The sequence below is a fragment of the Cupriavidus sp. F041 genome, from assembly GCF_057814235.1.
On record NZ_JBVASY010000002.1, the window covers coordinates 661488 to 687137 of the forward strand.

Here is a 25650-nt window from a genome sequence, read left to right on the forward strand (position 1 = left end):
CAAGGATAAACACAGCCGCTACGGGATCACCGCCGAACACACCGACTCAGCAATGCTTGTCACCACGCGCATCTCGCTTGAGGACACTTTGAGTCTTGCCGCCGAGCGAGCCGCGCAGCTCTATGGCTTGCTGTTCATGATCAGCGAATACGCAGCCTCCGGCGATGCCTTCGGCGCGCTCAAACAGGAGATCCAGGGCGGTATCCTCTCCTTGGCGGCCGGGTTGGCCCGGGAGACGCTGGTGTTGAGTGAGCTCGCCGCGCAGCATGGCGAGGGGGAGGGGCACATTCGTTGATGCCTGTGACGGGGCTGACCAGCCCTGCGACCCGCGCGGGGCCCCGCAAGCGGCCCCGCGTGGTCAATGCACTATCATGACGCTGCTCCGATTCCACCCGCTGCTCATGACACAGTCTACTTCCTTGCCTTTCCCGCACGCCTCGTCCGGCGCCGATTTGTCTTCCGACTATCTGCCGGGCATGCCCTACCGCCACTACAAGGGCGGCGCCTATGCCATCGTCGGCCTCGGCGTGTTCGAGTCGGACCTGTCGCAGGTGGTGGTGTACGAGTCGATGCGGGACCGCTCCCGGTTGTGGGTGCGTCCGCTGGATGTGTTCGCCGAAAACGTGGCTACGCCACAAGGCACGCAGCCGCGTTTCGCGCCGGACTGGCCGGCGGCGCTGGGCTGCCTGGACTTCCTGCCGCGTGCGACGGTGCTGCAGGTGCTGGGCGGCTACGACGCGCCTTACCGGCGCTACCATGATCGCCGGCATGTGCTGGAGATGTTTGAAGCCGCGCAGGCGCGCGGCGTGGCACTGACGCCCGCGCAAGCGCTGGCGGTGCTGTTTCACGACGCGGTCTATGTGCCGGGCTGCGAGCATAACGAAGCGGCCTCGGCCGCGCTGATCGAGACCATGGTCGTCGGCGTCGATGCCGCGGTGACATCGCTGGCCGCGCGCATCGTGATGGATACGTGCGGGCATCGCGCCTCGGTGCCCGAGTCGGAACTCGTGCTGGATCTCGATCTCTGCCGTCTGGCGGCATCACCGGCGGACTTCGATGCCTGGACCACCGCTGTGTTCGAGGAAAACCGTGCGCTGCTGGCTAATCGCACCGGCCTGGACGGCGATGCCCTGTTTGCTGCCTTCCTGCAGCGCAGGATCGCTTTCCTGCAAGGCCTGGCGCAGCGCGCGCAGCTCTTCCTCACGCCGGCGTTCGCCGATTGCGAAGCGCCGGCACGTGCCAATATCGCGCGCATGGCTGCGGGAGGCTGACCGATGCCTACCGCTTCCTGGCTCACACCGGCGACCGCGCTGGGCGTAGTGGGCCTGCTAGCCTTGTTTGCGCTATTGCTGCTGTGCCTGGTGCGCGGCTTGTTGCTGGTCATCCGCCCGCTCGTGCGCCGGCTCGATGCCGCGCGCCTGCGTGGCCGCGATGCGCTGCACGCGCGTGCCGGCCGGCAGTGGCCGCGCGTGGTCCGTATGCTGGAGCGCGACATCGCCGAGCTGCTCCTGCTGGCGCTGGGTGGGGTCTTGCTGCTGGCGTGCGCGGGCGCTTTATTGTGGCTGGGCGAGTCCATCGCCGAGGGCGCGCCGCTGGTGCAAGTGGATCAGGCCGTGTTCGCGCAACTACGCGCGTGGCAGCAAGGGTGGCTCGATACGGCCATGGTTGTGCTGACCGAACTGGGCGGAGCGCGAGTTTCCGTGGCGGTGGGCGTGGCCGTGTTTGGCTGGCTGGCGTGGCGCCGTGCCTGGGGGGCGGCGGCCTACTGGGTGGGGGCGCTGGTCGGTGCGCGCGCTTGCGTGATGGTGCTCAAACTGGCGCTCGAGCGCAGCCGTCCGGCCAGCATCTACGGCGGCCTGGAGTCCTTCTCCTTCCCCAGCGGGCACGCCACCAGCAGCATGGTGACCTATGGCTTTCTGGCCTTCCTGCTTTGCCTGCGCCAGCCGTGGCGCGTCCGGATCCCGGTGATTGCGCTGGCCGCGGTGACGGTGGCGCTGATCTGCCTGTCGCGGCTCTACCTTGGCATGCACTGGCTGTCCGACGTGCTGGCCGGTTGCGCGCTCGGCTTTGCCTGGATCGTGCTGCTGGGTACCGCCTACGCGACCCTGCATGCGCCGGAGCGCCTTGCACCGCTGCGCCTGGGCGTGGCCGCTGCCGCGGCGGTGGTGGTGGTTGGCGCCTGGATCGTGGCGTTCCAGTTGCCCACCACGGTGGAGCGTTATCGCCGCGCGCTTACGGCTGGTACGGTTCCTCCGGCGGCAGCCGCGAGACCAGCAACTGATCGATCTTGTGATGGTCGATATCCAGCACTTCGAAGCGGAAACCCGCCGCCTCGATGGCTTCTGACTTCTTCGGGATGCGCTTGAGCGTGTAGATCACCAGCCCGGCGGCGGTATCGACGTAATCCTCGCCGGGCAGTTCGTCCAGCTCCAGCGCCTTCTTCAGGTCCACCAGCGGCGTGAGGCCGTCGACCAGCCATGAGCTTTCGTCGCGCCGCACGATCTGTTCGTCTTCGGTGGAGTAGATGATGTTGCCCATCAGCGCGCCGACGATATCGTCGAGCGCGACGATGCCGACCACCAGCCCGTACTCGTTCATCACCACGGCAAAGTTCTGGTGCATTTCACGAAAACGCGTGAGCGACTCGGTGAGCGTGAGCGTGTCCGGGATCACCAGCACGTTCTTGTCGTGGTGCTTGCCGATATTGCCGATGTTGCCGATCACGCCGGTGGAATCGTCGGCGAGGAACATCTGCAGGATGTCCTTCGAATCGATATAGCCCAGCACGTCGTCGAGGTTGTGCCCGCACACCGGGTATTGCGCGTGCGGGTAGTTGACCAGCTTGCGGCGCAGGCTGTCGGCGGGCTCGTCCAGGCCGATGTAGACCACATCGTCGCGCGGCGTCATCACGGCGGTGACGTTCTTGGCGTCGAGCTCGAACACGTTCTCGATCAGGTGAATCTCGTGCTTGTGCAGCACGCCGGCTTCCGCCCCGGCGTCGACCATGGCGGCGATGTCCTCCGAGGTGATCTGGTCGATATGCTTGGTGGGCACGCCGAACAGGCGCAGCGTGGCATCGGCGGCGCCGTTGAACACATAGACGAGCGGCTTGAAGATCTTGATCAGGGTCAGCATCGGGCCGATCACCACCAGCGCGCACGCTTCGGGGTACGTCATGGCGATGCGCTTGGGGATCAGGTCGGCGAACTGGATGAAGAGCAGGGTGACGATCAGGAAGGAGCCGACATTGGCGATGCGCTGCGTCGTGACGGCGTCCAGGTAGGGCAGCAGCGCGGCCTGCACCAGGTCGGAGACATGCTTCTCGCCGACGATACCGGCCAGGATGGCCACGCTGTTGACGCCGATCTGCACGATGGTGAAGAAGTTGCCCGGCTCCTCCTTGAGCAGCATGATCTTGGTGGCGCGGCGGTCGCCACGCTCGGACAGGGTCTGCAGCTTGGTGCGGCGCGAAGCGGTCAGCGCGATCTCGGATATCGAGAAGAAGGCGCTTACCAGGATGAGGAGAAGCAGGGTCAGGGCGAACATAGGTTTGGGAAAGCACCGTTCAGGCGCTTTGATGATGGTGCACGGCGCACGGTACTGTCAAATTCCTCAGCTTCCATAGAGGACGGCAAAAGGGCTCATTTAGGGGCGTGCTCGAAACTGACCGCCGGCGCCTCCAGCCGCTGCGGCAGCGCAGCAGCCACCTCCCGCGCCGCGGCGGCAAACTGCTCGCGCATATCGTCGGCCAGGCTGGAGCTGCCGCGGTGGCTGGCGCGCAGCAACTGGATCTCGAACGACAGGGCGGGCTTTACCTCGTGGAGCGAAACGCGCTCGGGGTTCGCGCCCAGCGCGGTGTACTGGTCGAGCAAGGTCAGGCCGAGGCCGGCATCGACCAGGGCCAGCGCCAGCGAGTAAGTCTGGACTTCCAGCGTGGAGCGCGGCTCGAGCGCGTTGCGTGCCAGCGTCTGGCGCACCAGCAGGCCGAGCGAGCTGTTGTCGTCATAGGCGATGAAGGGGCGTTCCACCAGCCGGTGCATCGGCACGTCGGCCCGGCGCCCGCGCGACGAGAGAGGCTCGCCCCGAGGTACCGCCAGCAGCATCTGCCCGCCGGCCACCGGCTCGCTGGAGATGGCCTCGTGGCGCGGCGGCGAGAAGGCGAAACCCAGGTCGATCTGGTTGGCCAGCAGGCCCTGCACGATCTCGTCGGTGTGGTGGGTCAGCACCTGAACCTGGGTCTCGGGATGGCGCGCGCAGAAAGCGCGTACGGCACGCACCAGCAAGGGGCTGGCCAGGCTCGGCGTGGCCGCCACACGCAGGCGGCCGGCACCCTTGTGGCGCAGGCTTTCGGAGACGCGCCGCACCCGCTCGATCTCGCCATAGAGCCGCTCGACGTCGCCATAGAGCGCGCTGGCCTCCGGCGTGGCCTGCAGCCTGCCCTTGACCCGGTCGAACAGGCGAAAGCCGAGCGTGGCCTCGGCATGCTGCAGCACGCGGGTGACGACAGGCTGCGAGACATGCAGCAGGCGGGCCGCCTCGCTGACGGTGCCGGTCAGCATGACCGCACGAAAGACCTCGATCTGGCGCAATCGCATCGGGTAATGGAAGGTGCCCGGGGAGCACCTATAGCCTAAAGACATATTCTTGCACGTATTCGCATTGGGCAAGCCTGGCTGCTTGGTCTAACCTTCGTCGGATCGGATCGGATCGGATCGGATCGGATCGGATTGGATTGGATTGGATTGGATTGGATCGGGGCAGAGAGGCGGACGATGAAGGTTGTGATCGTGGGGGCGGGCGTGATCGGGATGAGCGCCGCGTGGCGGCTGGCAGGCGACGGGCACGAGGTGACCGTGCTGGAGCGGCATGACGGCCCCGGCGAGGAAACCAGCTTCGCCAACGGCGGGCAGCTCAGCTATAGCTATGTCGCCCCGCTGGCTGGCCCGGGGGTGCTGGGCAAAGTGCCTGGCTGGCTGCTGCGTCCCGATTCGCCGATGCGCTTCCGGCCCTCGGGGGACCCTGCGCAGTGGCGCTGGCTGGCCGCGTTTGCCCGTGCCTGCAACGCCGCCGCCAGCGAAGCCACCACGCGCAAGCTGCTGCGCCTTGCCTTTTACTCCCGCGACCTGATGCAGGCATTCGTCGACAGCCAGCCGGCGGAGTTCGGCTTCGCCCGGCGCGGCAAGCTTATTGTGCATCGCGATAAAGACAGTTTCGAGGCAGCCTGCCGCCTGCTCGACTACCAGGCCAGCCTGGGCTGCGAGCAACAGGCGCTGGACAGCGATGCGTGCGTGGCGCTGGAGCCGGCGCTGGCCGGCATGCGCGGCGAGATCGCCGGCGCCATTCATACCCCGAGCGAGGAAGTGGCCGATTGCCATCGCTTTTGCCTGGCACTGGCACAGTTGCTGCATGGACGGCCTGGCGTGTCGCTGCGCTTCGGCGCCAGCGTGCTGGGCATCGAGCGCGAAGGCGACCGTGTGACCGGCGTGCGCACCGCGTCCGGCATCGAGCGCGCCGATGCGGTGGTGGTGGCCGGCGGCTTCGGCAGCGTGGCGCTGCTCAAGCCGCTGGGCCTGCGGCCGCCCTTGTGGCCGCTCAAGGGCTACAGCATCACGGTGCCGATCGCGGATGGCGCCAGCGCGCCGCATATCAGCATCACCGACTTTGCGCGCAAGATCGTCTATGCCCGCATCGGCAACACCTTGCGTGTGGCCGGCATGGCCGATCTGGTGCGGGCGGACACCGTCATCGATCGCGCGCGGATCGCCACGCTGGCCGACGAGACGCGCGCGCTGTTTGGCGACATCGCGCCGCGCATGGAACCTGGGCAGTTGCAGCCATGGGCCGGCCTGCGTCCAGCTACACCGAGCGGCCTGCCGATGGTGGGGCCTTCGCGCCTGCGCGGCTTGTGGCTTGATATCGGCCACGGCGCGCTCGGCTTCACGCTGGCCATGGGCAGCGCGGGCTTGCTGGCGGATGGCCTGGCAGGGCGCAAGCCGGTCATCGAAGCCGGGGATTTCGCAGCGACGCTGGCGTGAGCCGTAGCGCCGGCGTTGCAGTTTTGTTTGCGTCAAGGCGCAGAGACGTCACCACCTCAACACTTCACGAGCCGTCACCAACCCAAGGAGAAAACGATATGCAATCCAATGTTCGTCCCCACCGATTCTCCCGCTGCCTGCTGGCTGCCGCCATGCTTGCGTGTGCCGCCGGCGCGGCCATCGCCGACGATGGCGAGACGCTGCGCAAGATCAAGGATACCGGCGTGATCTCGCTGGGCTATCGTGAGTCGTCGATCCCGTTCTCCTATACCAATGGCAAGGACGTGATGGGCTACTCGCACGAAATCCTGCTGCAGATCGTCGACAAGGTGAAGACGCAACTGCAGATGCCCAACCTGCAGGTCAAGCTGGTCCCAATCACCTCGCAGAACCGCATCACGCTGGTGCAGAACGGCACCATCGACATCGAGTGCGGCACCACCACCAACAACCTCGAGCGTCAGAAGCAGGTGGCGTTTTCCAACAGCCTCTTCGTCTACGGCCTGCGCATGCTGACGAAGAAGGACTCGGGCGTGAAGGACTTCCCGGACCTGAAGGACCGTAACGTGGTGACCACGGCGGGCACCACCGACGAACGCCTGCTGGTGAAGATGAACGGCGAGAAGGGCATGAACATGAACCTGATCAGCGCCAAGGACCACGGCCAGTCCTTCCTGATCCTGGAGACCGGCCGCGCGGTGGCCTTCGTGATGGACGAGCCGCTGCTGTACGGCGAGCTGACCAAGGCCAAGAACCACGGCGACTGGACGGTGGTAGGCACGCCGCTGCAGACGGAGAACTACGCGTGCATGTTCCGCAAGGACGATCCGTCCTTCAAGAAGCTGGCCGATGGCGTAATCGCCGGGCTGATGACCAGTGGCCGCGCCGAGCAGCTCTACAAGAAGTGGTTCCAGTCGCCGATCCCGCCGCGCGGCATCAATCTCAACTATCCGCTCTCGGCCGAGATGAAGGATCTTTACGCACAGCCTAACGACAAGGCATTCCAGTAGACGAGGCGCAAGCGAGGCCGGCGCGGGCAGGGCGAATCGTTATTGCTGTGCAACGGGAAGTTGCGGTAGGCTCAATGCCGGTCTACGCTCCTGGTGGGCCAACCCTTGGCGGCGCGAACGCGGTTCGCGCCGCTTGTGCTGACTGGAGAACATATGCGATCGCTTCGTACTGGGTGCCTCAGGGCACTGCTCGCTGTTTCGCTGCTGGCTACGGGTGCCGTCGCGCAGGCCGCCGACCTGCTCGACACCGTGAAGCAGGCCGGCGTGCTGAAGATTGGCCTGGAGGGTACCTATCCGCCGTTCAACTACCGCGGCGGCGGCAACCAGCTGGAAGGTTTCGACGTCGACGTGGCCAAGGGCGTGGCGGCCAGGCTCGGCGTCAAGCCGGAGTTCGTCACCACCGAGTGGAGCGGCATCATTGCGGGGCTGCAGGCCGGCAAGTTCGATGTGATCGTCAACCAGGTCGCGGTCACGCCGCAGCGCAAGCAGGTGCTGGATTTCTCCACGCCTTATGTCTATTCGGCAGCGCAGCTGATCCAGCGCAAGGACGACAAGCGCCAGTTCAAGTCGCTCGATGACCTGAAGGGCAAGAAGCTAGGGGTGAGCCTGGGCAGCAACTACAACGAGCTGGCCAAGTCGGTGGCCGGCATCGACGTCAAGACCTATCCCGGCGCACCGGAGTACCTGCGCGACCTGGCGGCGGAACGCGTGGACGCCGCGCTCAACGACCGCCTGATGATCGGCTACCTGATCAAGACGTCGAGCCTGCCGCTGCGGCCTGGCGCGATCGTCGAAGGTGGCAATGCCGAGGTGGCGATCCCCTTCCGCAAGGACAATCTGAAGTTCAGGCAGGCCATCGACCGCGCGCTCGACGAGATGCGCAAGGACGGCAGCCTCGGCAAGCTCTCGGTGAAGTGGTTCGGCGCGGACGTGACCAGGCCGGCCAAGTAAGCGCGGATTGCGCCTGCCAAGGCGCGAGCCCGTCAACCGGGCGTTGTGACGTTGTGATGCTGCCACGGCCGCCCTCGTTGCCGTGGCCGGCATGCTCCAGGGCCTACCATGTCCGCTCTCCAGCTTGTCGCCGATTCGCTGCCCGTGCTGTTGCAGGGCATGTTGCTCACCATCAAGTTTGCCCTGCTGTCGATGATCTTCGGACTGGTGATCGGCACCGTGGTCGCCCTGATGGGCATCAGCCACCGGCGTGTGCTGATGGCCATCGCGCGGGTCTACGTCAGCATCATGCGCGGCACGCCGCTGCTGGTGCAGATCTTCGTGGTGTACTACGGGTTGCCGGGCATCGGCATTGCACTGGAGCCCACGCCGGCCGGCGTGCTCACGCTGAGCCTGAACGTAGGGGCTTATCTTTCCGAAAGCATGCGCGGGGCCATCCTTGGCATCCCGCGCGGCCAGTGGCTGGCGGCTTATAGCCTGGGGCTGACCCAGGGCCAGACGCTGCGCTACGTGGTGGGGCCGCAGGCTTTGCGGCTGGCGGTTCCAAGCCTGTCGAACAGCCTGATCAGCCTGATCAAGGACACCTCGCTGGTATCAGTGATTACCGTGACCGAACTGCTGCGCACGGCGCAGGAGGTGATAGCGGCAACCTACCAGCCGCTGCCGCTTTATCTTGCGGTGGCTGCGATTTACTGGATGCTCAGTACGGCGTTGTCGCAGGTGCAGCGGCGGCTGGAGCGGCGGTTGTCGTTGCCGGGGAAGCATTAGGGGGTAAGGGGGTAGGGGGAGGTGGTTTTTGATTTGGGCTCAAAGAAGCAGCGCCGCGCCCCGCAGCAAGAAAGCAAGAAAGCCAGTCGATAAGGCTGGCTTTCTTGTTTACCGCGAGGCGACTCCCACCCTCACCCCTGGGCAATCCTCTGCTCGATATGCCCCAGCGCTTCCTCTACCTGATCCACCAGGATCAGGCAAAGATCGCCCGGCTGCAAATGCGACAGCGCGGTATCGATGGCGAGGAATTCCCCACGGATCTCCTCAATCGCGCTCGCGCGCTTGGCGCCTTCCAGGCCTTCGCGCAGCAGAGCCAGTACTTCGCCGTCTTCCCGGCCGCGCTGGCACTGGTCTTGATACAGGATCACCTCGTCAAATACACCGCCAAGAATCTCCGTCTGGCGGCGGATGTCGACATCGCGGCGGTCGCCGGCGCCACTGATCACCACCGAACGGCGCTTGGCCGGCATGCCTTCGATGGCGTTGCACAGCGCCTGGATCGCATCCGGGTTGTGGCCGTAGTCGGCGATCAGCGTCGCGCCCTTGTAGTCGAACACATTGAAGCGTCCGGGCGCATTGGCCGCGTCGTTGACGAAGGTGGCCAGGCCACGGCGGATCACATCCCAATCGATGCCGAGCGCCCAGGCCGCGGCCGTGGCGGACATGGCGTTCTCGACCTGGAAGCCGATGGTGCCGCCGCGCGTCAGCGGGATGCCGGACAGCGCGATGCGCACCTGGTTCTCGCCTTCGGCGGCCACGATATGGCCGTCCTCGACGTACACCACGCGCTTGCCCTGCGCGCAGTGCGTGGCCATCACCGGATTGTTCAGGTCGGCCGCGAAGAAGGTCACGGCGCCGGGGCAGGCGTCCGCCATGCGTACCACCATGGGGTCGGCTGCATTGAGCACCGCCATGCCATGCGGCGCCACGTTCTGCACGATGACGCTCTTGAGCACGGCGAGATCTTCCACGGTGCTGATGTAGGACAGCCCAAGGTGATCGCCTTCGCCCACATTGGTGACCACCGCCACGTCGCAGCGGTCGAAGGCCAGGCCTTCGCGCAGCAGGCCGCCGCGCGCGGTCTCGAACACGGCGGCGTCCACGTCGGGGTGCATCAGCACATTGCGGGCGCTGCGCGGGCCGCTGCAGTCGCCGGTATCGATGCGCTCGCCCTTGATGTAGACGCCGTCGGTGCCGGTCATGCCCATGCGCAGGCCGCTGCCGGCGAGCAGGTGGGTGATCAGGCGGACCGTGGTGGTCTTGCCATTGGTGCCGGAGACCGCTACCACGGGGATGCGGCCATCGTCGCCATCGGCGAACATGGTGGAGACGATGGCCTCGCCTACCGCGCGGCCCTTGCCGTAGGAAGGCTGCAGGTGCATGCGCAGGCCCGGTGCTGCGTTGACCTCGACAATGCCGCCTGCCTGTTCCTCGAACGGCTTGAGCACGGTCTCGCAGACCGCGTCGACGCCGCAGATGTCGAGGCCGACCATGCGCGCGGCGGCCACGGCGCGCGCAGCCATTTCGGGGTGGACGTCGTCGGTGACATCGGTGGCGCTGCCGCCGGTGGACAGGTTGGCGTTGTTACGCAGCACCACGCGGGTGCCCTTGGGCGGCACGGAGTCCGCCGTCAGGTTTTGCTTGGCCAGCGTAGCCAGCGCGATATCGTCGAAGCGGATCTTGGTCAGCGAGGTAGCGTGGCCCTCGCCGCGGCGCGGGTCGCGATTGACTTCCTCGACCAGCTCCCGCACGGTGTGCTTGCCGTCGCCGGTGACCTGGGGCGGGTCGCGGCGGGCAGCGGCGACCAGGTGATTGCCCACCACCAGCAGGCGGAAATCGTGACCGGGGATATAGCGCTCGACGATCACGTCGGAGCTGATGTCCGCGGCCACCTCATAGGCGGCGATGATTTCCTCGCGGGTGCGGATACGCACCGCCACGCCCTTGCCCTGGTTGCCGTCGCGCGGCTTGACCACCACCGGCGCATCGATTTCCTGCGCCACGGCCCAGGCTTCGTCGGGATCAGATACCGAGCGGCCCATCGGCACCGGCACGCCGGCCGCGTGCAGCAAGGTCTTGGTGAGTTCCTTGTCCTGCGCGATCGATTCCGCGACGGCACTGGTCATATCGGTTTCGGCGGCCTGGATGCGGCGCTGCTTGCTGCCCCAGCCGAATTGCACCATGCTGCCTTGTGTCAGGCGGCGGTAAGGAATGCCGCGTGCCACGCCCGCATAGACGATGGAGCCGGTGCTCGGTCCCAGGCGCAGGTCTTCGTCGAGCTCGCGCAGGCGATGCAGCGCGTCGGCCAGGTCGAAGGGCATGTCGTCGCGCGCGGCGCGGCACAGCGTGGCGGCCAGTTCCAGCGCGAGGCGTCCGACTTCCTCCTCGCTGTACTGCACCACCACCTGGTAGGTGCCGGGTTCGACGGTAGGCGCGGTGCGGCTGAAGCTGACCGGGCAGCCGGCCTCCGCCTGCAGGCGCATCGCCGCGCATTCCAGCGCGTGCGCCAGCGACACCACGCCTTCGTTGTCGTCGGGCCGCAGCGGGCCTACCTCGGGAAAGCGCGCGCGCAGGCGCTCTTCGAAACCGGGTAGGTCGGCCAGGGTGTGGGCCTCGTCGGAGCACGATACGATGGCTTCGATGGCAGTGTGGCGGCACCACAGGTTGGGGCCGCGCAGGGCCCGGATACGTGAGACTTCCATGAAATCAGTTTCCTTCCGGATCAGGCGCGGCGGCCCGGTTGGCCCATCCACTGGTGCACCAGATCGATGGTCGGCAGCGTCGAGGCCTCATCGCATTGCAGGACCAGCAGGTCGCCGGCCACGACTTGCGCCAGCGCGGCCTCGATGGCCTGGCGGCGCGTGCCTTCGTCGATGATCTTGGTCACGCGGCGGCCTTCGTAAAGGCCTTGCTTGAGCAGCGCGCGCGCTTCGGCATCGGGCAGGGCGCTCTTGACGGAGCGATCCTCGCACAGGAAGACGCGGTCGAAGGCGGCGCCCAGCACCTTGCCTTGCTTGACCATGTCTTCGTCGCGTCGCTGCACGCCGGCGCCATACACCACCACGCGCCGATCGCTCGGGAAGCGTTCCAGCGCGGCCACCAGCGCTTCCAGCGCGGGGGCATTGTGGGCGTCGTCGATCACCACGGTGGCGCCGTTGCGCTCGAACAGCGTGAAGCGGCCGGGCGCATCCACCTGGCCCACATCGAAGGTCACCACGCCAGCGCGGATCAGGTCGTTGGAGATGCCCAGCGCCCAGCCGGTGGCGACAGCCGCCAGCACGTTCTCGACCTGGAAGGCCACCCGGCCAGCATAAGTGAGAGGGATCGCCGCCACGTCGGTTAGCGGCGTCTCGCGGCTGCCGGTGGCGAGCACCACCTTGCCGTCGCGCAGATAGACCGCGCGGCGTCCGGCCGCGCGATGCGCGGCAATGGCGGGGAGGTCCGCGGACAGGCCGAAGAAGATCACGTCGCCGTCGCACAGCTCCGCCATCTCCACCACCAGCGGGTCGCGTGCATTAAGCACCGCCACGCCGCCGTCCAGCACCACGTCGACTTGCGTACGCAGCACGTTATACATCTTCTCGACTTCTTCGACGTAGTACTGGCCGAGATGGTCGGGCACATCGATATTGGTCACCACGCCGACCTGGCAGCGGTCGTAGGCGAGGCCCTCGGACAGGATGGCGCCGCTGTCGTTCTCGAGCACGGCGGCATCGACGGCGCGGTTCATCAGGATGCGATGGGCTGCGTCCCAGTTGGCGCGGTCGCCGCCCTGGACCTGGCGGCGGTCGAGATAGAGGCCGTCGCTGCAAGCCAGGCCGGTGTGCTTGCCGGAGAGTTGCAGCAGGCGCGCCACCAGCTTGGCCACCACGGTCTTGCCGTTGGTGCCGGTGATGCCGACCACCGGAATGCGGCCGTTGTCGTCGCCTTCGCCGGCCGGGAACAGGTGATCCACGACGGCACGGCCCACCGGGCGCGCTTCGCCGTTGGAGGGCTTCAGGTGCATCAGCAGGCCGGGGCCGGCATTGACCTCGACGATGGCACCGCGCTGCTCGGCGAGCGGGCGCGAGATATCCTGCGCCACCAGGTCGACCCCGGCGATATCCAGGCCGACTACGCGGGCGGCCAGGGAGGCATGCGCGGCCACGCTGGGATGCACGCGGTCAGTCACGTCGAAGGCGACGTTGCCGTTGCGCTGGATCAGCACGTGCTTGCCTTCGGGCGGCACGGATGTGGCGTCGAAGCCCTGGCGCTTGAGCTCCAGGCGCGCGGCCGAATCCAGCCGGACCTTGTTGAGCGGGTGATCTTCGGTGCTGCCGCGGCGCGGATCGGAATTGATCTGCGACTCGATCAGCTCGTCGATGGTCGACTTGCCATCGCCGGTCACGCTGGCGGTCTCGCCCATGGCGGCGGCCACCAGGCGGCCGCCCACCACCAGCAGGCGGTGTTCGTTGCCCGGCACGAAGCGTTCGACGATGACGCCGCTGCCTTCGTCGATGGCCACGCCGTAGGCGGTCTCGACTTCCTCGCGGGTGGTCAGGTTGGTGAACACGCCACGGCCATGGTTGCCGTCATAGGGCTTGACCACCACCGGCAGGCCGATGTCCTCGGCGGCGTCCCAGGCGTCGGCGGCACTTTCCACCAGCCGGCCTTCGGGCACGGGCACGCCGCACGACTCCAGCAGGCTCTTGGTCAGGTCCTTGTCGCGCGAGATGCTCTCGGCGATGGCGGCGGTGCGGTCGGTCTCGGCGGTCCAGATGCGGCGCTGGCGGCTGCCATAGCCGAGTTGCACCAGGTTGCCCTCCGACAGGCGCAAGGCAGGGATGTCGCGGTCGTCGGCAGCGTCGACGATGCAGGCGGTGCTCGGGCCCAGGCAGTGCTTGTCCACCAGGCGGCGCAGGTGGTCCACCGTCTCCTGGACGTCGTAGGGGCGGTCCTCGATGGCTGCCATCACGAGGTCGCGGGCGGCGAACAGGGCGGCACGGGTGACGTCCTCATGCCAGGCCCGCACGATCACCTTGTAGACGCCGCGGATCGGGGTCTCGCGCGCCTTGCCGAAGCCGCCGGGCATGCCGGCGAGGTTTTGCAACTCAAGCGTGACATGTTCCAGGATGTGGCCAGGCCACGTGCCTTCCTTGAGCCGCTGCAGGAAGCCGCCGCGCTCGCCGATACTGCAGCGATGCTCGATCAGCGAGGGCAGCCATACCGACAGGCGCTCGTTGAACCCCGGAATCGTGTTGGAGGGAAAATCCTCCAGTTCCCCGATATCGACCCACGCCTCCAGCACAGGCCGATATGTCCACATATTCGGGCCGCGCAGCGACATGACATCGAAAATCTCAATGTCCTTCTTTTTCATTGATTTAGCTTGAGGCAGTGGGCGAGTGCCCGAGAAATAGAAGCCTAACCTTTCAGTAACGTTACAACGGTCAGCCGGTTGACTTTCTTGATTAAAAAGCGATTGTGCAGTGCATCAGCGACGCCCGTGTGTTTGGCCTTATGTATACTGCGGGCAAATCGGCGGGCCGCCATGGTGCGCCCGCCTTAAATTGTTTCAAGTTATGTCCATAGCCCAGGGACGCAGCATGCCGTACCAACGATGACCCAACCTTCCTTGCCCGTGATTGACAGCGACGCCACGAACGAGCCGTGGCGTAACGAAATCGGCACCCGCCTGCAACCCGGCGAGGCCGTCCTGGCCTGGCTGGAAGTCGACCTAGACGCAAAGCTGCATTTTACCCAAGGCTGGGTACTTGTGACGGATCGTCGCTTGCTGGCGCGCATGCCAGGGCAAAAAGACTGGCAGGAATGGGCGATTCAGCCCGGATTATCGCTGCATCACGCCGATCACGCCGGGGTTGGCACGCTTGAGCTGCACGGCAGTGGGCGATTACTGGCCACCTGGCGCTACACGCTCGGCCACAACCCGGCCGCGCTACGCCTGATCGACCAGTTCCACGCGCAGTGCGACCTTTCCGGCTCGGGCCGGGGGGGGCTGGCCGAGGCCGACGTGGAGGCGGTCTGCCCGACCTGCAAGGCACCCCTGCCGCCGGACGACGACCAATGCCCGCAATGTAGCCGCGACCTGGAGACCCCGCCGTCGACCTGGGCGCTGCTGCGCCTGTGGCGCTTTGCCAGGCCGTACCGGTTCCAGTTGCTGGCCGGCTTCCTGCTGACGCTGCTGTCCACCGCCGCCACGCTGGTGCCGCCGTACCTGACCATGCCGTTGATGGACAATGTGCTGATCCCGTACCAGAACGGCCTGCCTATCGACTACAGCCGGGTCAAGCTCTACCTGGCCGGGCTGCTGGGCGCGGCGCTGGTGGCATGGAGCCTGGGCTGGGCGCGGACGTACCTGCTGGCGCGGGTGTCCGAGCGCATCGGTGCCGACCTGCGCACGACCACCTACGAACACTTGCTGCGCTTGTCGCTGGAGTACTTCGGCGGCAAGCGCACCGGCGACCTGATGGCCCGCATCGGCTCGGAAAGCGACCGCATCTGCGTGTTCCTGTCGCTGCATCTGCTGGATTTCGCCACCGATGTGCTGATGATCGTCATGACGGCGGCCATCCTGATCTCCATCAACCCGTGGCTGGCATTGGTCACCCTGGTGCCGCTGCCGTTCATCGCGTGGATGATCCATCTGGTGCGCGATCGTTTGCGCCACGGCTTCGAGAAGATCGACAGGATCTGGTCGGAGATCACCAACGTGCTGGCCGATACCATTCCCGGCATCCGCGTGGTCAAGGCCTTTGCCCAGGAGAAGCGCGAGGTTGAGCGTTTCCGCGAGGCCAACCGGCACAACCTGGCGATCAACGACCGCGTCAACGCCGTGTGGTCGCTGTTCACCCCGACCGTCACGCTGCTGACCGAGATCGGCCTGCTGGTGGTGTGGATCTTCGGCATCTGGCAGGTTTCGCACAACGCGATCACGGTCGGCGTGCTGGTGGCCTTCCTTACCTATATCAGCCGCTTCTACACCCGGCTGGATTCGATGAGCCGCATCGTCTCGGTCACGCAAAAGGCCGCCGCCGGCGCCAAGCGCATCTTCGATATCCTCGACCACGTATCGAGCGTGCCGGAGCCCGTGCGGCCGGCGCACCTGGAGCGCGTCGAAGGTGCCATCGAACTGCGCGACCTTGGTTTCCGCTATGGCAATCGCGCCGTGATCCGAGGGCTTAACCTGTCGATCAAGCCGGGCGAGATGATCGGCCTGGTGGGGCACAGCGGCTCCGGCAAGAGCACGCTGGTCAACCTGATCTGCCGCTTCTACGACGTCTCCGAGGGTGCTATCCGCCTCGACGGCGTCGATATCCGTTCGCTGCCGGTGTCGGAATTCCGCAGCCATATCGGGCTGGTGCTGCAAGAGCCGTTCCTGTTCTTCGGCACGATTGCCGAGAACATTGCCTATGGCAAGCCGGGCGCCAGCCGCGAGGAGATCATCGCCGCCGCGCGCGCCGCCCACGCGCATGAGTTCATCCTCCGGTTGCCGCATGGCTACGATTCGCTGGTGGGCGAGCGCGGCCAGGCGCTGTCAGGCGGTGAGCGCCAGCGCATCTCGATTGCCCGCGCGCTGCTGATCAATCCGCGCATCCTGATCATGGATGAGGCCACGTCCTCGGTCGATACCGCCACCGAGAAGGAAATCCAGAAGGCGCTGGACAACCTGGTGCAAGGCCGTACCACCATCGCCATCGCGCACCGCTTGTCCACGCTGCGCAAGGCGGATCGCCTGGTGGTGATGGACCGTGGACAGATCGTCGAAGTGGGCGGCCACGAGGAGTTGCTGGCGCGCGAAGGCGCCTACTACAAGCTCTACCAGGCGCAGGCCCGCAACGTTGACGCCGATGCCGAGGCGGATCTCGATGCCGCCGACGCGGTCACCGTGCAATAAGGAAGGGAGGCCCTATGCAACAAGTTGATTTCAAGCTCTCCCGCAATGCTTTTGGGCGACTGGTGATGACCACGGCGGATGGGACCGTGCATGAGGGCGTGGTGCCCGTGCGCGCTTTCCCGATCGCCGCGCCGGACGATGGCGTCGGCATGATCAGCGCCGACGGCCGCGAACTGGCGTGGCTGCCTCGCCTGGACACTTTGCCGGCCCCCGTGCGCGAGATGATCGAGGCCGAACTGGCCAGCCGGGAATTCATGCCGGAGATCCGCCGGATCCGCTCGGTGTCGACCTATGCCACCCCCAGCACCTGGGATGTGGAGACCGACCGTGGCCGCACCTCGCTGGTATTGCGCGGCGAGGAAGACATCCGCCGCCTGGCTGGTTCCACGCTGCTGATTTCCGACAGCCACGGCATCCACTATCTGGTGCGTAACCTGATGGGCCTGGACAAGGCCAGCCGCAAGCTGCTAGACCGTTTCCTCTGAGCCGCACGGGCGTGCCATTCAGGGCGCGATTGTCGCACCCTGGCATCAGTGCTTGCCGGTGAAGAGGAAGCCCACCTCGCGATCGGCCCGCATCGCGAACAGATAGAGCTTGCCGGGGGTGGGCAGGCTATGCGTGGTGGTCGGATCGTAATAGGCCACGCCGCTCATGACCGTATTCGGATTGCGGCAGGGTGGGCCGCCCAGCGTAATGCTGACGTTGTAGACCTTGCCCTGGCGGCGCGGCGTGGCGCTACCCGTAAAGCTGCAGCCCGTGCCGCCGTCGACGGTGAACTTGCCATTGGCGTCGATATCCAGCCGCGCGAATCCCGGGCCAAGCCCGGTGGTATCGATCACCTCCGTCGCGCCGTAGTACGTTCCCTTCAAACCATCGGCCGTGGCGATGTAGTTGTAGTCCGTGCTGTAGGTGGTGTTGACCGTCGCGATCTTGCCGTTGCGGTAGTTGAGTTGCGCCTGCAGTGCCGTGCTTGGCGTGTAGGAAGCGGCCAGGTTCGCTGCCGTGAGGCTGTAGCCCGTGTCCACCAGGTTGAAGTCCCGTCCGTTGCTGTTGGTGGTGAGCGCGCCATTGCCGGAACTATAGTTGCCGGTCACCACGCCGGACGGTACGTCCGGTACGCCTGCCTTGGCGTAGAACGCGTAATAGACATTCTCGTCGAGGACCAGGATGTTGAAGCGTTCGTTGGCGACGGTAGTGCCGGGGTAGATGCCTGTGCCCAGCGTATTGCTGTCCGGAGCCGGTGGAACCACCGGGACCACCGGTTCAGCCGGGACAGTGGCCGGTGGGGTCCGTATGATCGCCAGTCCGCCATCGTTATCCCCCGATCCGCCGCAGCCCGCGAGAACCAGCGCGAAGCTGGCTGCCCCAATCATTCTTTTCATTTATACGTTGCTTGTTCCGGTGAACCCGGGCGGCTCTGGCGCCGCCTTCCGGTCGTCAAAAAAGAAGTGGACTGTAACAGCTGATTACAAATTAATGCAGTAGGCGGCAGAGGGGTGCCGCGGTGCTTGCTCGCTCCGAAATCGCTGGCATCGGGTATATGCCTCGCGAAAAAGACGCCCGCACAGGAACTGGCGGGCGCTGGAGGGCAACTGATGGCAGATGATGCAGAGAATCATTGCTAATGTGAATCATACGGCTCTTAATTTCGCAAAGGAGGCGCAAAAATTCTGGGCGAATACCGCGCGGATTCGCAAGACATGGCGGCTGCGACAAGTTTGCGGCGGACAGTTGACACAGTTCCGAATGGCCATATAATCCGACGGATTACTCCGTTTATTAAAATCATGGCCAGGACGAAGGACGAACAGCTTCACGCTCAGCGCCGGGACGACATCTTGCAGGCGGCAGCGCGCACCTTCAAGACGAAGGGATTCCACTCCGCGCGCACCGAGGACATCTGCGCCGAGGCTGGACTGAGCGCCGGGACCGTGTTCAGGCATTTCGGCAGCAAGCAGGAAATGATCATGGAGATTGCCGCCCGCGAGTTCGCGCGTTACCAGGGCGAGGTTCGCCAACTGGCGAGCAGGGAAGGGCTCGAATGGCTCAGCCAGGTAGATGCGGCAGGGCTGGCGGCGGTCCTCGCGCCCTCAGAGTACGACCTGGGCGCGGACAGCTGGCTGGAACTACAGCGCGATCCACAATGGAACGAGAAGGTCCTGGCTTTTGACCGGGACTTGCGCCAGACCCTGACCGCGGAACTCGAGCGCGGCCAGCGCGAGGGCTGGGTGCGAGCCTCGCTCGATGCGCGCGGCGCTACCAACCTGATCCTGGCCATGTTTTCCGGCCTGGGGTTCGACCGCGACACGGGCATCGAAATCGATATGCAGGCCACGGCCACCGCGATGGCGGATTTCTGCCGCGTCTATATCTTTGCCTGATCCCGCGGGACGGTCCACGTAACGGCACCTGATTAAAGAGATATCACAGCATATGCAAGTCTTCCTGGCGCTTCTCAAAACCAGACGGATTACTCCGTTTATTATTGGATCACTCCTTCTCCTGGGTTGCGGTCACGCCAGGCCAGTGGGCATGGCGGGGCAGCGGACCTTCCTGGACGACGGCACGGTCATCGACATCCGGCCGTGCCCGGACGCGCCGGGAAATGCCTGCGGCATGATCGTGCAGCCGCCCCGGGCCGCTTACCGGCGCAGCGAGGCTGAGCTCAATAAGTTGTGCGGCGCGGTGCTGGTTGATGGCCCGGCGCCTCGTTGCGAGTGAGGCAGGCATGGTTTCCTTTGCTCGTGCCACCCTCGTCCATGAATGGCGGCGCTACCTCGCCGCCGTGCTCGCCATCACCTTCGCGGGCCTGCTGATCGTTGTGCAACTGGCGCTGCTGCTGGGGCTGTTTGGTTCGGTCGCGGGGGTAGTCGACAAATCCGGCGCCGAGCTGTGGATCGGCTTTCGCAACACGCAAAGTGTCGATCTCGGCCGGCCGCTAGGGCGTGGGAGCGATGCGCTTGCCTGGTCCCATCCCGGTGCCGGCAGGATCGAAGCCTATACCACCGCATACGGAGACCTGAGGCGCCCGGACGGGGTGCCGGTATCGGTGCTGCTTCACGCCATGGATGTGTCCGGTGCCGGGCTCGCTTGCGGCTGCTCACGCCAGCTGAGCGGGCGCTGCTGCGCGAGCCCAATGCCATCATCATCGACGTTGCCGACATGCGCAAACTGGGCGCGCAGGTAGGCACTGCGGTTGAGATCAATGGCCGGCGGGCGCGCATCGCCGGCGTCGTCGAAGGCATACGCTCCGTCGGCGGCGTCAATGTACTGGCCTCGTCCGCGACCGCGCGATACCTCGCTCCGGAAACCGCCGAGCAGGCTGCCTTCTACCTGGTGCGGCTCAAGCCGGGATTCGATGCGCACAAGGTGGCCGCCGAGATCTCGGACAAGGCGCGATTCCCACGCTACAGCGTCTGGACGGCAGATGCGCTTTCCACGCAGTCGCAGGCTTACTGGCTGCTCGAGTCGGGCTCGGGAATCGGCACCGGGTTTGCATCCCTGCTGGCCCTGGTGGTGGGCATGGTCATAACCAGCCAGACGCTTTCAGGCGCCATCCTGGCCTCGGTCAAGGAGTTCGCCGCGCTGCGCGCGCTGGGCGTACCGCACAAATCGTTGCGAGCCATCGTGGTTGAGCAGTCGCTCTGGGTCGGGGTGGCCGGCCTGTTCGCGACGGGGATATTCACGCTGCTGATCGCATGGCTGGGCGATGCCTTGCGGATTGCCATGCGGTTTCCCGCCTGGATGCTGGCAGGCGTCTGCGTGCTGCTGCTTGCGATCGCCATCGTTTCCGGGCTGCTCGCGCTAAGGCCGTTGGGCCGCGCCGAGCCTGCATCACTGCTTCGTTGAGGGGAACCCATGCCCATCCAACCTTCACTCGCCAGTCGCGGCATCGCCAAGGCGTTCACGGTCGGCAAGATCACGCAGCAGGTGATCAAGGACAGCAGCCTCGAGATTTATCCGGCGGCGTTGACGCTGATCGTCGGGCCTTCGGGATCGGGCAAGAGCACGATGCTGTCGATGATGTCCGGACTGCTCAGGCCGGACACCGGTCAGGTTTTTGCACTAGACACCGAACTGTGGACGCTGGATGAAGCGGCGCTGGACCGGTTCCGGATGGAGAACTGCGGCTTTGTCTTTCAGGGCTTCAACCTGTTCGGGGCGCTCACCGCGTTCGAGAACGTGCTGCTGGTCCTGCAGTACCTCGGCGCGCGTGGCGCAACGGCGGCTGCGCGAGCGCGGCGCGTGCTCGATGAAGTGGGCCTCGGTCGTCGCAGCCACCTGCGGCCCGCCGAGCTTTCAGGAGGGGAGGAGCAGCGCGAGGCCATTGCCAGGGCGCTGGTCAAGAACCCCCGGCTGATCTTTGCCGATGAACCGACGTCAGCGCTGGACAAGACCAACGGAGAGATCGTGATCGACCTGCTCAAGAGGATCGCCGCCGAGCATGGCGCAACGGTGCTGGGAGTCACCCATGACCCCCGCCTCCTGTCGCATGCCGACCGCGTCATCGAGCTCGAGGACGGCATCGTCATCCGTGATCGGCAGCAGCATGGGCAACCGTCTGCAAACAACCTCGCGCCAGAGGAGCGCAAACATGAATATGCATAGTCCGATTCGCCTGCCGAAGGCTTGCTGGCTCGTTGCCGCCGCGCTGTGGCTGAGCGCATGCGGCCATGAAACGCCAGGCGCGCCAACGTCCGCCCGGCATGGCGTCCCGGTGGGCGCGCTTGCCAGCGCCAAGGGGCGCGTGGACATCGAGGGCGGCCCGGTGCGCCTGGCCGCCAGGCGCGACGGCGTGATTGCCCGCGTCATGGTCGAGGAAGGCGATCGGGTGCGCGCTGGCCAGTTGCTGGCAACGCTGGACACGGAGATCGCGGTGCGCGGCCTCGCTTTGGCCCGTGCCGAAGTCGGGCAAGCCGTCCAGGAACGCAACAAGGCCCGCGTGGAACTCGCGGCTGCCGAGCGCGAGGCCAGGCGGCTGCAGCCGCTTGCCGATGACGAGACCATTCCGCGTCAGGAACTGGATCAGGCCAGGGACCGGTGCGCCAGCGCGGCGGTGGGCTTGCTTGCCGCCGAAGCCGCCATCGTCACGGCAGGCGCCAGGCTCGCCATCGCTGAGCGCGAAGTGCAGGAGCGGTCCATCACGGCACCGCTCGATGGCCAGATCATCCAGCGGCAGGCGCGGCCCGGCAATGGCGTCAGCACGCTCAATGTCACGCCGCTCTTCCTGTTCGCCCCGGATGTTGGCCGCATCGTTCGTGCCGAACTAGAAGAGCAATACATCCCGGGCATCAACACGGGAGGTGCGGCGGAAATCATCCTGGAGGCGGATCCCGTACGGCGGTGGCGCGGCAAGGTGCTGCGCGTTGGCAGGATCGTCGGGCAGCGAAGCGTGGGCGACGACCCTGCCGAGAAGCAGGACAACCGTGTCGTAGAGGTAGTCGTCGCGCTGGATGCGCAAGACTTGTTCATTGGCCAGCGCGTGGTGGTGCGCTTCCTGGCGAGCTGAGGAGGAACAGGATGCCCAGAACCTGCATTGCCATGCTGGCGCTCTCGTTCCTGTTGGGCGGATGCGTGTCCGGCACGGTCGCGCCAACGCGGCCCGCGCCGCCAACCCAACGGTGGTCCGGCCTCGTCACCGAAGCGAGCGGGTTGCCCGATGCCGCCGAAGCGGTGCTGCTCGCCGATTGGTGGACAAGCCTCGGCGATCCGGTTCTGAACGGCCTGGTGGATGTCGCGCTCGATGACAGCCTGGACGTGCGGGCAGCGGCCGCGCGGGTCAGGCAGGCGCACGCCTCGGTGGATGCCGCGCGTGCAAACAGGATGCCGCGCCTGGACCTGAACGTGAACGCGGAGCGGGGGCGTATCCAGCAATCCACGTTCCAGGATGGCGAGGGTGGTCACTTTCGCGTGCCACCGTACCGGAGTTCGCACTTTGGCACGCAACTCGCCGCCAGCTATGAAATCGATCTGTTTGGCCGCCTGGCGCTTGCGCAGGGCGAGGCCGGCGCCCACGCCGATGCGACGCAGGCGGATCGCCGCGCGGTGCGGCAGTGGCTGATTCATGACTTCGTACGCGCCTACGCCGATGTCCGTCTGGCCGACGCGCTACGCCAGGATTTCCTGCTGGATCTGCAGCTTGCCCGCAAGCTGACGGCGGACGAATCCGGTCGGCGCGAGGCTGGGCTCGCAACGCGGGCCGCCGTCCGGCATCGGGCCGATCTGGTGGCGCAGCGGCAGCAGTCGTTGGCGCAGATTGAAGAAGATCGCCACGAAGCCATCTCTCGCCTGGCGGTGCTGTTGGGCCGTGCGCCATCGGAACTGCAACTGGAGGCGCAGGACGGATATCTCGGCCGGATGGCGTTCACCGGGTCCCTGCGCGCCGACATGCCCGCTTCGGTGATCTCCAGCCGCCCCGATATCAATGCGGCATGGCACCGCGTAGTTGCCACCAGCATGGCCGCCTAGCGGATACGGCGCGAGCGCTATCCCACGCTCACGCTGACAGGCATGTCGGGGTTCCTGAGCGAGTCTCTGAGCCGGTGGCTCAGTGGCGATGCGCTTGGCTGGGCGCTCGGATCCGCGGCACAGATGCCCGTGCTCGACGGGGGCAGGCTGCGGGCCCATGCCGCCCACGCGACCGCGACTGCCGAAGAGCAGGAAGCAGCTTACCGCAGGACAGTGCTGGCCGCGCTGGGCGAGGTGGAAGTCGCGCTCGGGGCCGTGGCCACTGCCAGCAGGCAGCGTGAGATCGCGGCAGCCGGTCTCGCACGGCGCACGGCTGATCAGGCCGCGGCCAGGGCTTTGGTCGCGGCGGGGACAAGCGCGCGCGATGCCACCCTGCGGGCAGATATGGCATGGCTCGAAGCGCAGCGCGAACTCACCGCGCGCCAGCACGAGGTGCTTGTCAGCTGGGCGTCGGCGCTCAGGGCGCTGGGGCGGTAAGCGTCGCCCATTTCATTAGCGCGACGCGAGATTCGCACTAGCGCCATGGTTCCTGGTATCTCCCGGATTATGGCGGGCGATTATAGGCAGTCCACCAAAAAGAAAACCCCCGAAAGGCATCGAGCCTTCGGGGGTTTGGGTAGTCCCGGGATTATCCGGGACTGAATATTGGTGGAGCCGGCGGGAATCGAACCCGCGTCCGCAAGCCCTCCACAGAGAGTTCTACATACTTAGTTCTGTCATTTGATTTAACCGGTGCATCGCGGACGAACACGCTCTACAACGGCGAGTCACTAGATTTTCGTCCCTGGGTTCGTGACTCACTCAGGGCTTATCTGGCGTATATGACCTCGCGTAGTCTTGCGACTCTAGCCCGCCAGCGAGCCAGTGCGAGGACGGCCGCAATTAAGCGGCCAGTGCGTAACGTTCGTCGTTAGCAGTTATTGCATTCCCATTGATTAACGAGGTGACGGGTCCTCGGTATGCCCTCCACTGCTTTGTAACCCACGTCGAAACCAGGTCGGCCCCTGCGTGAACTGTGTGAACAGTGTCAAGAAGCAACATTGTACTCCGTTGGAGGCCCGAAGTGTTGGCGGGTTCCCCGGGAGCCTTTCTGACCTCAGCGCGCTCCTGCCGGTGTCAGCAGCGCGATCAGCTCGCTTGGGTGGCGCACCAGGTAGTCGGCGCCCCATGCCTCGGGCGGTTCGCCATCGCCACAGTAGCCATAGGCGGCGGTGATCGTGATCATGCCGGCGGCCTTGCCTGCCTGGATGTCGCGCAGGTCGTCGCCGACATACACGCAGCGTTCGGGCGCCACGCCGCTGACGTCGGCCGCGTGGAGCAGCGGTGCCGGGTGGGGCTTGGCGTGCGCCGTGGTATCGCCACTGACCACCGCCGAGGCGCGGGGCGCCAGGCCGATGGCGGCGACGAGCGGCGCGGTGAAGCGGGTGATCTTGTTGGTGACGATGCCCCAGCGGATGCCGGCGGTTTCCAGCGCGTCCAGGACCTCGGCCATGCCGTCGAACAGGCGCGTATGCACCGCGATGTCGGCCTCGTAATAGTCCAGGAACGTGTCTCGCAGGCCGGGAAACTCGGGATCGGCCGGGCTCTTGCCAAAGGCCGCGCCGATCAGACCACGCGCGCCGTGCGAAGCGACCGGGCGGAGTTGCTCGTACGCCACGGGAGGGCGGCCATGCTCGGTGACCAGCCGGTTGGCTGCCGCGGCCAGATCCGGGGCCGTGTCGGCAAGGGTGCCGTCGAGATCGAAGAAGACTGCGTCGTAGGTGCGCATATTCAGGCGGGGCGGCGGAACGCCATCAGGTAATTCACATCGGTGTCCCTTCCCAGCGAGTAGACCTGGGTCAGCGGGTTGTAGCTCATGCCGCGCATCTCGACGAGTTCAAGCCCGGCATTGCGCGCAAAGCGCGCGAGCTCCGACGGCGTGATGAACTTGTCGTAGTCGTGCGTGCCGCGCGGCAGCATCCTGAGTACGTACTCGGCGCCGACCACGGCCAGCATATAGGCCTTGAAATTGCGATTGATGGTGGAGCAGAACACATGCCCGCCTGGCCGTACCAGGGTTGCGCAGGCTCGCACGATCGACTGCGGGTCCGGCACGTGCTCCAGCATTTCCATGCAGGTCACTACGTCAAAACCGGCAGGCATGCGGGCAGCCAGCGCCTCGGCAGCGATTTCTTCATAGGTCACCGGGACGCCTGACTCCAGGCTGTGCAGGTCGGCGACCTTGAGGGCCTTGGTGGACAAGTCGATGCCCCGCACCGTGGCGCCGGTTCGCGCCATGCTTTCGGCGAGGATGCCGCCCCCGCAGCCAATGTCGACCACCTGCTTGCCCTCGAGCGCGGCAATGCCGTCGATCCAGCCGAGCCGCAAGGGATTGAGTTCATGCAGCGGCTTGAACTCGCTCTCCGGATCCCACCAGCGGTGGGCCAGCTCGCTGAATTTATCGATTTCGCGGGCATCGGCATTCTTGCCGAGCTGGGTGGTTTCAACGGTGGGATGGTGCGGAGGGGAGATCTGCGTCATGGAT

General features: G+C 65.8%; 23 protein-coding genes, 1 other RNA gene and 1 pseudogene. 17 read left to right on the top strand and 8 right to left on the bottom strand.

Translation table 11 applies throughout. The features are described 5' to 3' along the window. The first annotated feature begins 52 nt into the window (after nucleotides 1-52). The 3 genes and pseudogenes from ACZY0R_RS20115 to ACZY0R_RS20125 form a co-directional block, all read left to right on the top strand. Nucleotides 53-295 (top strand): hypothetical protein, encoded by a 243-nt coding sequence (locus tag ACZY0R_RS20115; protein WP_488860675.1) that lies wholly within the window; start codon nucleotides 53-55, stop codon nucleotides 293-295. 106 nt (nucleotides 296-401) lie between these two features. Further along, on the top strand, nucleotides 402-1271 hold the full coding sequence (locus ACZY0R_RS20120) for a DUF1653 domain-containing protein (RefSeq protein ID WP_488866061.1): 870 nt from the start codon (nucleotides 402-404) through the stop codon (nucleotides 1269-1271). Between the two features lie 390 nt (nucleotides 1272-1661). Next, nucleotides 1662-2075: pseudogene (locus ACZY0R_RS20125) on the top strand (phosphatase PAP2 family protein); the annotation flags it as partial. A gap of 157 nt (nucleotides 2076-2232) precedes the next feature. On the opposite strand, the gene paeA reads toward ACZY0R_RS20125, so the two are convergent. Together paeA and ACZY0R_RS20135 are read right to left on the bottom strand one after the other, a co-directional pair. Then, entirely contained in the window at nucleotides 2233-3546 is a 1314-nt protein-coding gene (paeA, locus tag ACZY0R_RS20130; protein WP_488860677.1) for a polyamine export protein PaeA, read from the bottom strand. Nucleotides 3547-3641: 95 nt separating this feature from the next. Then, nucleotides 3642-4595, bottom strand: coding sequence for a LysR family transcriptional regulator (locus ACZY0R_RS20135; protein ID WP_488860679.1), 954 nt, complete (start codon nucleotides 4593-4595; stop codon nucleotides 3642-3644). 177 nt (nucleotides 4596-4772) lie between these two features. Between ACZY0R_RS20135 and ACZY0R_RS20140 the strand changes: the two genes are divergently transcribed. From ACZY0R_RS20140 to ACZY0R_RS20155, 4 genes are all read left to right on the top strand, one after another. Next, nucleotides 4773-6035, top strand: coding sequence for a D-amino acid dehydrogenase (locus tag ACZY0R_RS20140; RefSeq protein ID WP_488860681.1), 1263 nt, complete (start codon nucleotides 4773-4775; stop codon nucleotides 6033-6035). A 98-nt stretch (nucleotides 6036-6133) separates the two neighbouring features. After that, nucleotides 6134-7045 carry a glutamate/aspartate ABC transporter substrate-binding protein gene (locus tag ACZY0R_RS20145; protein WP_045237972.1) on the top strand — a complete coding sequence of 304 codons (912 nt, stop codon included), beginning with the start codon at nucleotides 6134-6136 and terminating at the stop codon, nucleotides 7043-7045. A gap of 153 nt (nucleotides 7046-7198) precedes the next feature. Beyond that, nucleotides 7199-7996 carry a transporter substrate-binding domain-containing protein gene (locus ACZY0R_RS20150; RefSeq protein ID WP_488860683.1) on the top strand — a complete coding sequence of 266 codons (798 nt, stop codon included), beginning with the start codon at nucleotides 7199-7201 and terminating at the stop codon, nucleotides 7994-7996. Between the two features lie 108 nt (nucleotides 7997-8104). After that, nucleotides 8105-8764: an amino acid ABC transporter permease gene (locus ACZY0R_RS20155; RefSeq protein WP_488860685.1), complete on the top strand. Its 660-nt coding sequence runs from the start codon at nucleotides 8105-8107 to the stop codon at nucleotides 8762-8764. 131 nt (nucleotides 8765-8895) lie between these two features. Here ACZY0R_RS20155 and cphA (ACZY0R_RS20160) read toward each other — a convergent pair whose 3' ends face one another. Then, on the bottom strand, nucleotides 8896-11466 hold the full coding sequence (gene cphA, locus ACZY0R_RS20160) for a cyanophycin synthetase (protein WP_045237975.1): 2571 nt from the start codon (nucleotides 11464-11466) through the stop codon (nucleotides 8896-8898). A gap of 20 nt (nucleotides 11467-11486) precedes the next feature. Continuing rightward, nucleotides 11487-14123, bottom strand: coding sequence for a cyanophycin synthetase (gene cphA / locus ACZY0R_RS20165; RefSeq protein ID WP_488860687.1), 2637 nt, complete (start codon nucleotides 14121-14123; stop codon nucleotides 11487-11489). A 240-nt stretch (nucleotides 14124-14363) separates the two neighbouring features. Between cphA (ACZY0R_RS20165) and ACZY0R_RS20170 the strand changes: the two genes are divergently transcribed. Both ACZY0R_RS20170 and ACZY0R_RS20175 read left to right on the top strand, forming a co-directional pair. Then, nucleotides 14364-16658: a cyanophycin metabolism-associated ABC transporter gene (locus ACZY0R_RS20170; RefSeq protein ID WP_488860689.1), complete on the top strand. Its 2295-nt coding sequence runs from the start codon at nucleotides 14364-14366 to the stop codon at nucleotides 16656-16658. 14 nt (nucleotides 16659-16672) lie between these two features. Continuing rightward, nucleotides 16673-17143, top strand: coding sequence for a cyanophycin metabolism-associated DUF1854 family protein (locus ACZY0R_RS20175; protein WP_488860691.1), 471 nt, complete (start codon nucleotides 16673-16675; stop codon nucleotides 17141-17143). Between the two features lie 45 nt (nucleotides 17144-17188). Here the strand turns inward: ACZY0R_RS20175 and ACZY0R_RS20180 are convergent, their stop codons facing one another. Continuing rightward, the gene (locus ACZY0R_RS20180) at nucleotides 17189-18040 is read right to left on the bottom strand and encodes a hypothetical protein (protein ID WP_488860693.1); all 852 of its coding nucleotides are present in this window, start codon (nucleotides 18038-18040) and stop codon (nucleotides 17189-17191) included. A gap of 405 nt (nucleotides 18041-18445) precedes the next feature. Here ACZY0R_RS20180 and ACZY0R_RS20185 point away from each other — a divergent pair, with 405 nt between their 5' ends. The 8 genes from ACZY0R_RS20185 to ACZY0R_RS20220 are packed head-to-tail and all read left to right on the top strand — an operon-like array spanning nucleotide 18446 to nucleotide 23603. Further along, entirely contained in the window at nucleotides 18446-19039 is a 594-nt protein-coding gene (locus ACZY0R_RS20185) for a TetR/AcrR family transcriptional regulator (RefSeq protein ID WP_488860695.1), read from the top strand. A 52-nt stretch (nucleotides 19040-19091) separates the two neighbouring features. Then, complete coding sequence (locus ACZY0R_RS20190) at nucleotides 19092-19379, top strand: hypothetical protein (RefSeq protein WP_488860697.1); 288 nt, start codon at nucleotides 19092-19094, stop codon at nucleotides 19377-19379. Between the two features lie 7 nt (nucleotides 19380-19386). Continuing rightward, nucleotides 19387-19845, top strand: a complete 459-nt coding sequence (locus tag ACZY0R_RS20195) for a hypothetical protein (protein ID WP_488860699.1) — start codon at nucleotides 19387-19389, stop codon at nucleotides 19843-19845. Further along, entirely contained in the window at nucleotides 19749-20507 is a 759-nt protein-coding gene (locus ACZY0R_RS20200; RefSeq protein ID WP_488860701.1) for an ABC transporter permease, read from the top strand. Before ACZY0R_RS20195 ends, ACZY0R_RS20200 begins: the two co-directional genes overlap by 97 nt. Nucleotides 20508-20516: 9 nt before the next feature. Continuing rightward, complete coding sequence (locus ACZY0R_RS20205; protein ID WP_488860703.1) at nucleotides 20517-21266, top strand: ABC transporter ATP-binding protein; 750 nt, start codon at nucleotides 20517-20519, stop codon at nucleotides 21264-21266. Then, nucleotides 21253-22167 carry an HlyD family secretion protein gene (locus ACZY0R_RS20210; RefSeq protein ID WP_488860705.1) on the top strand — a complete coding sequence of 305 codons (915 nt, stop codon included), beginning with the start codon at nucleotides 21253-21255 and terminating at the stop codon, nucleotides 22165-22167. The genes ACZY0R_RS20205 and ACZY0R_RS20210 overlap by 14 nt, the downstream gene beginning before the upstream one ends. A gap of 11 nt (nucleotides 22168-22178) precedes the next feature. Then, nucleotides 22179-23126: a TolC family protein gene (locus ACZY0R_RS20215; protein ID WP_488860707.1), complete on the top strand. Its 948-nt coding sequence runs from the start codon at nucleotides 22179-22181 to the stop codon at nucleotides 23124-23126. Between the two features lie 3 nt (nucleotides 23127-23129). Next, the gene (locus tag ACZY0R_RS20220) at nucleotides 23130-23603 is read left to right on the top strand and encodes a TolC family protein (RefSeq protein ID WP_488866063.1); all 474 of its coding nucleotides are present in this window, start codon (nucleotides 23130-23132) and stop codon (nucleotides 23601-23603) included. Between the two features lie 169 nt (nucleotides 23604-23772). On the opposite strand, the gene ssrA is transcribed toward ACZY0R_RS20220, so the two are convergent. The 3 genes from ssrA to ubiG all read right to left on the bottom strand — a co-directional run bounded on the left by ssrA (nucleotide 23773) and on the right by ubiG (nucleotide 25646). After that, nucleotides 23773-24131, bottom strand: a transfer-messenger RNA (tmRNA) gene (ssrA, locus tag ACZY0R_RS20225). 91 nt (nucleotides 24132-24222) lie between these two features. Next, nucleotides 24223-24894 (bottom strand): phosphoglycolate phosphatase, encoded by a 672-nt coding sequence (gene gph / locus ACZY0R_RS20230; protein ID WP_488860709.1) that lies wholly within the window; start codon nucleotides 24892-24894, stop codon nucleotides 24223-24225. Between the two features lie 2 nt (nucleotides 24895-24896). Next, nucleotides 24897-25646, bottom strand: a complete 750-nt coding sequence (ubiG, locus tag ACZY0R_RS20235; RefSeq protein WP_045237986.1) for a bifunctional 2-polyprenyl-6-hydroxyphenol methylase/3-demethylubiquinol 3-O-methyltransferase UbiG — start codon at nucleotides 25644-25646, stop codon at nucleotides 24897-24899. Nucleotides 25647-25650: the final 4 nt, after the last annotated feature.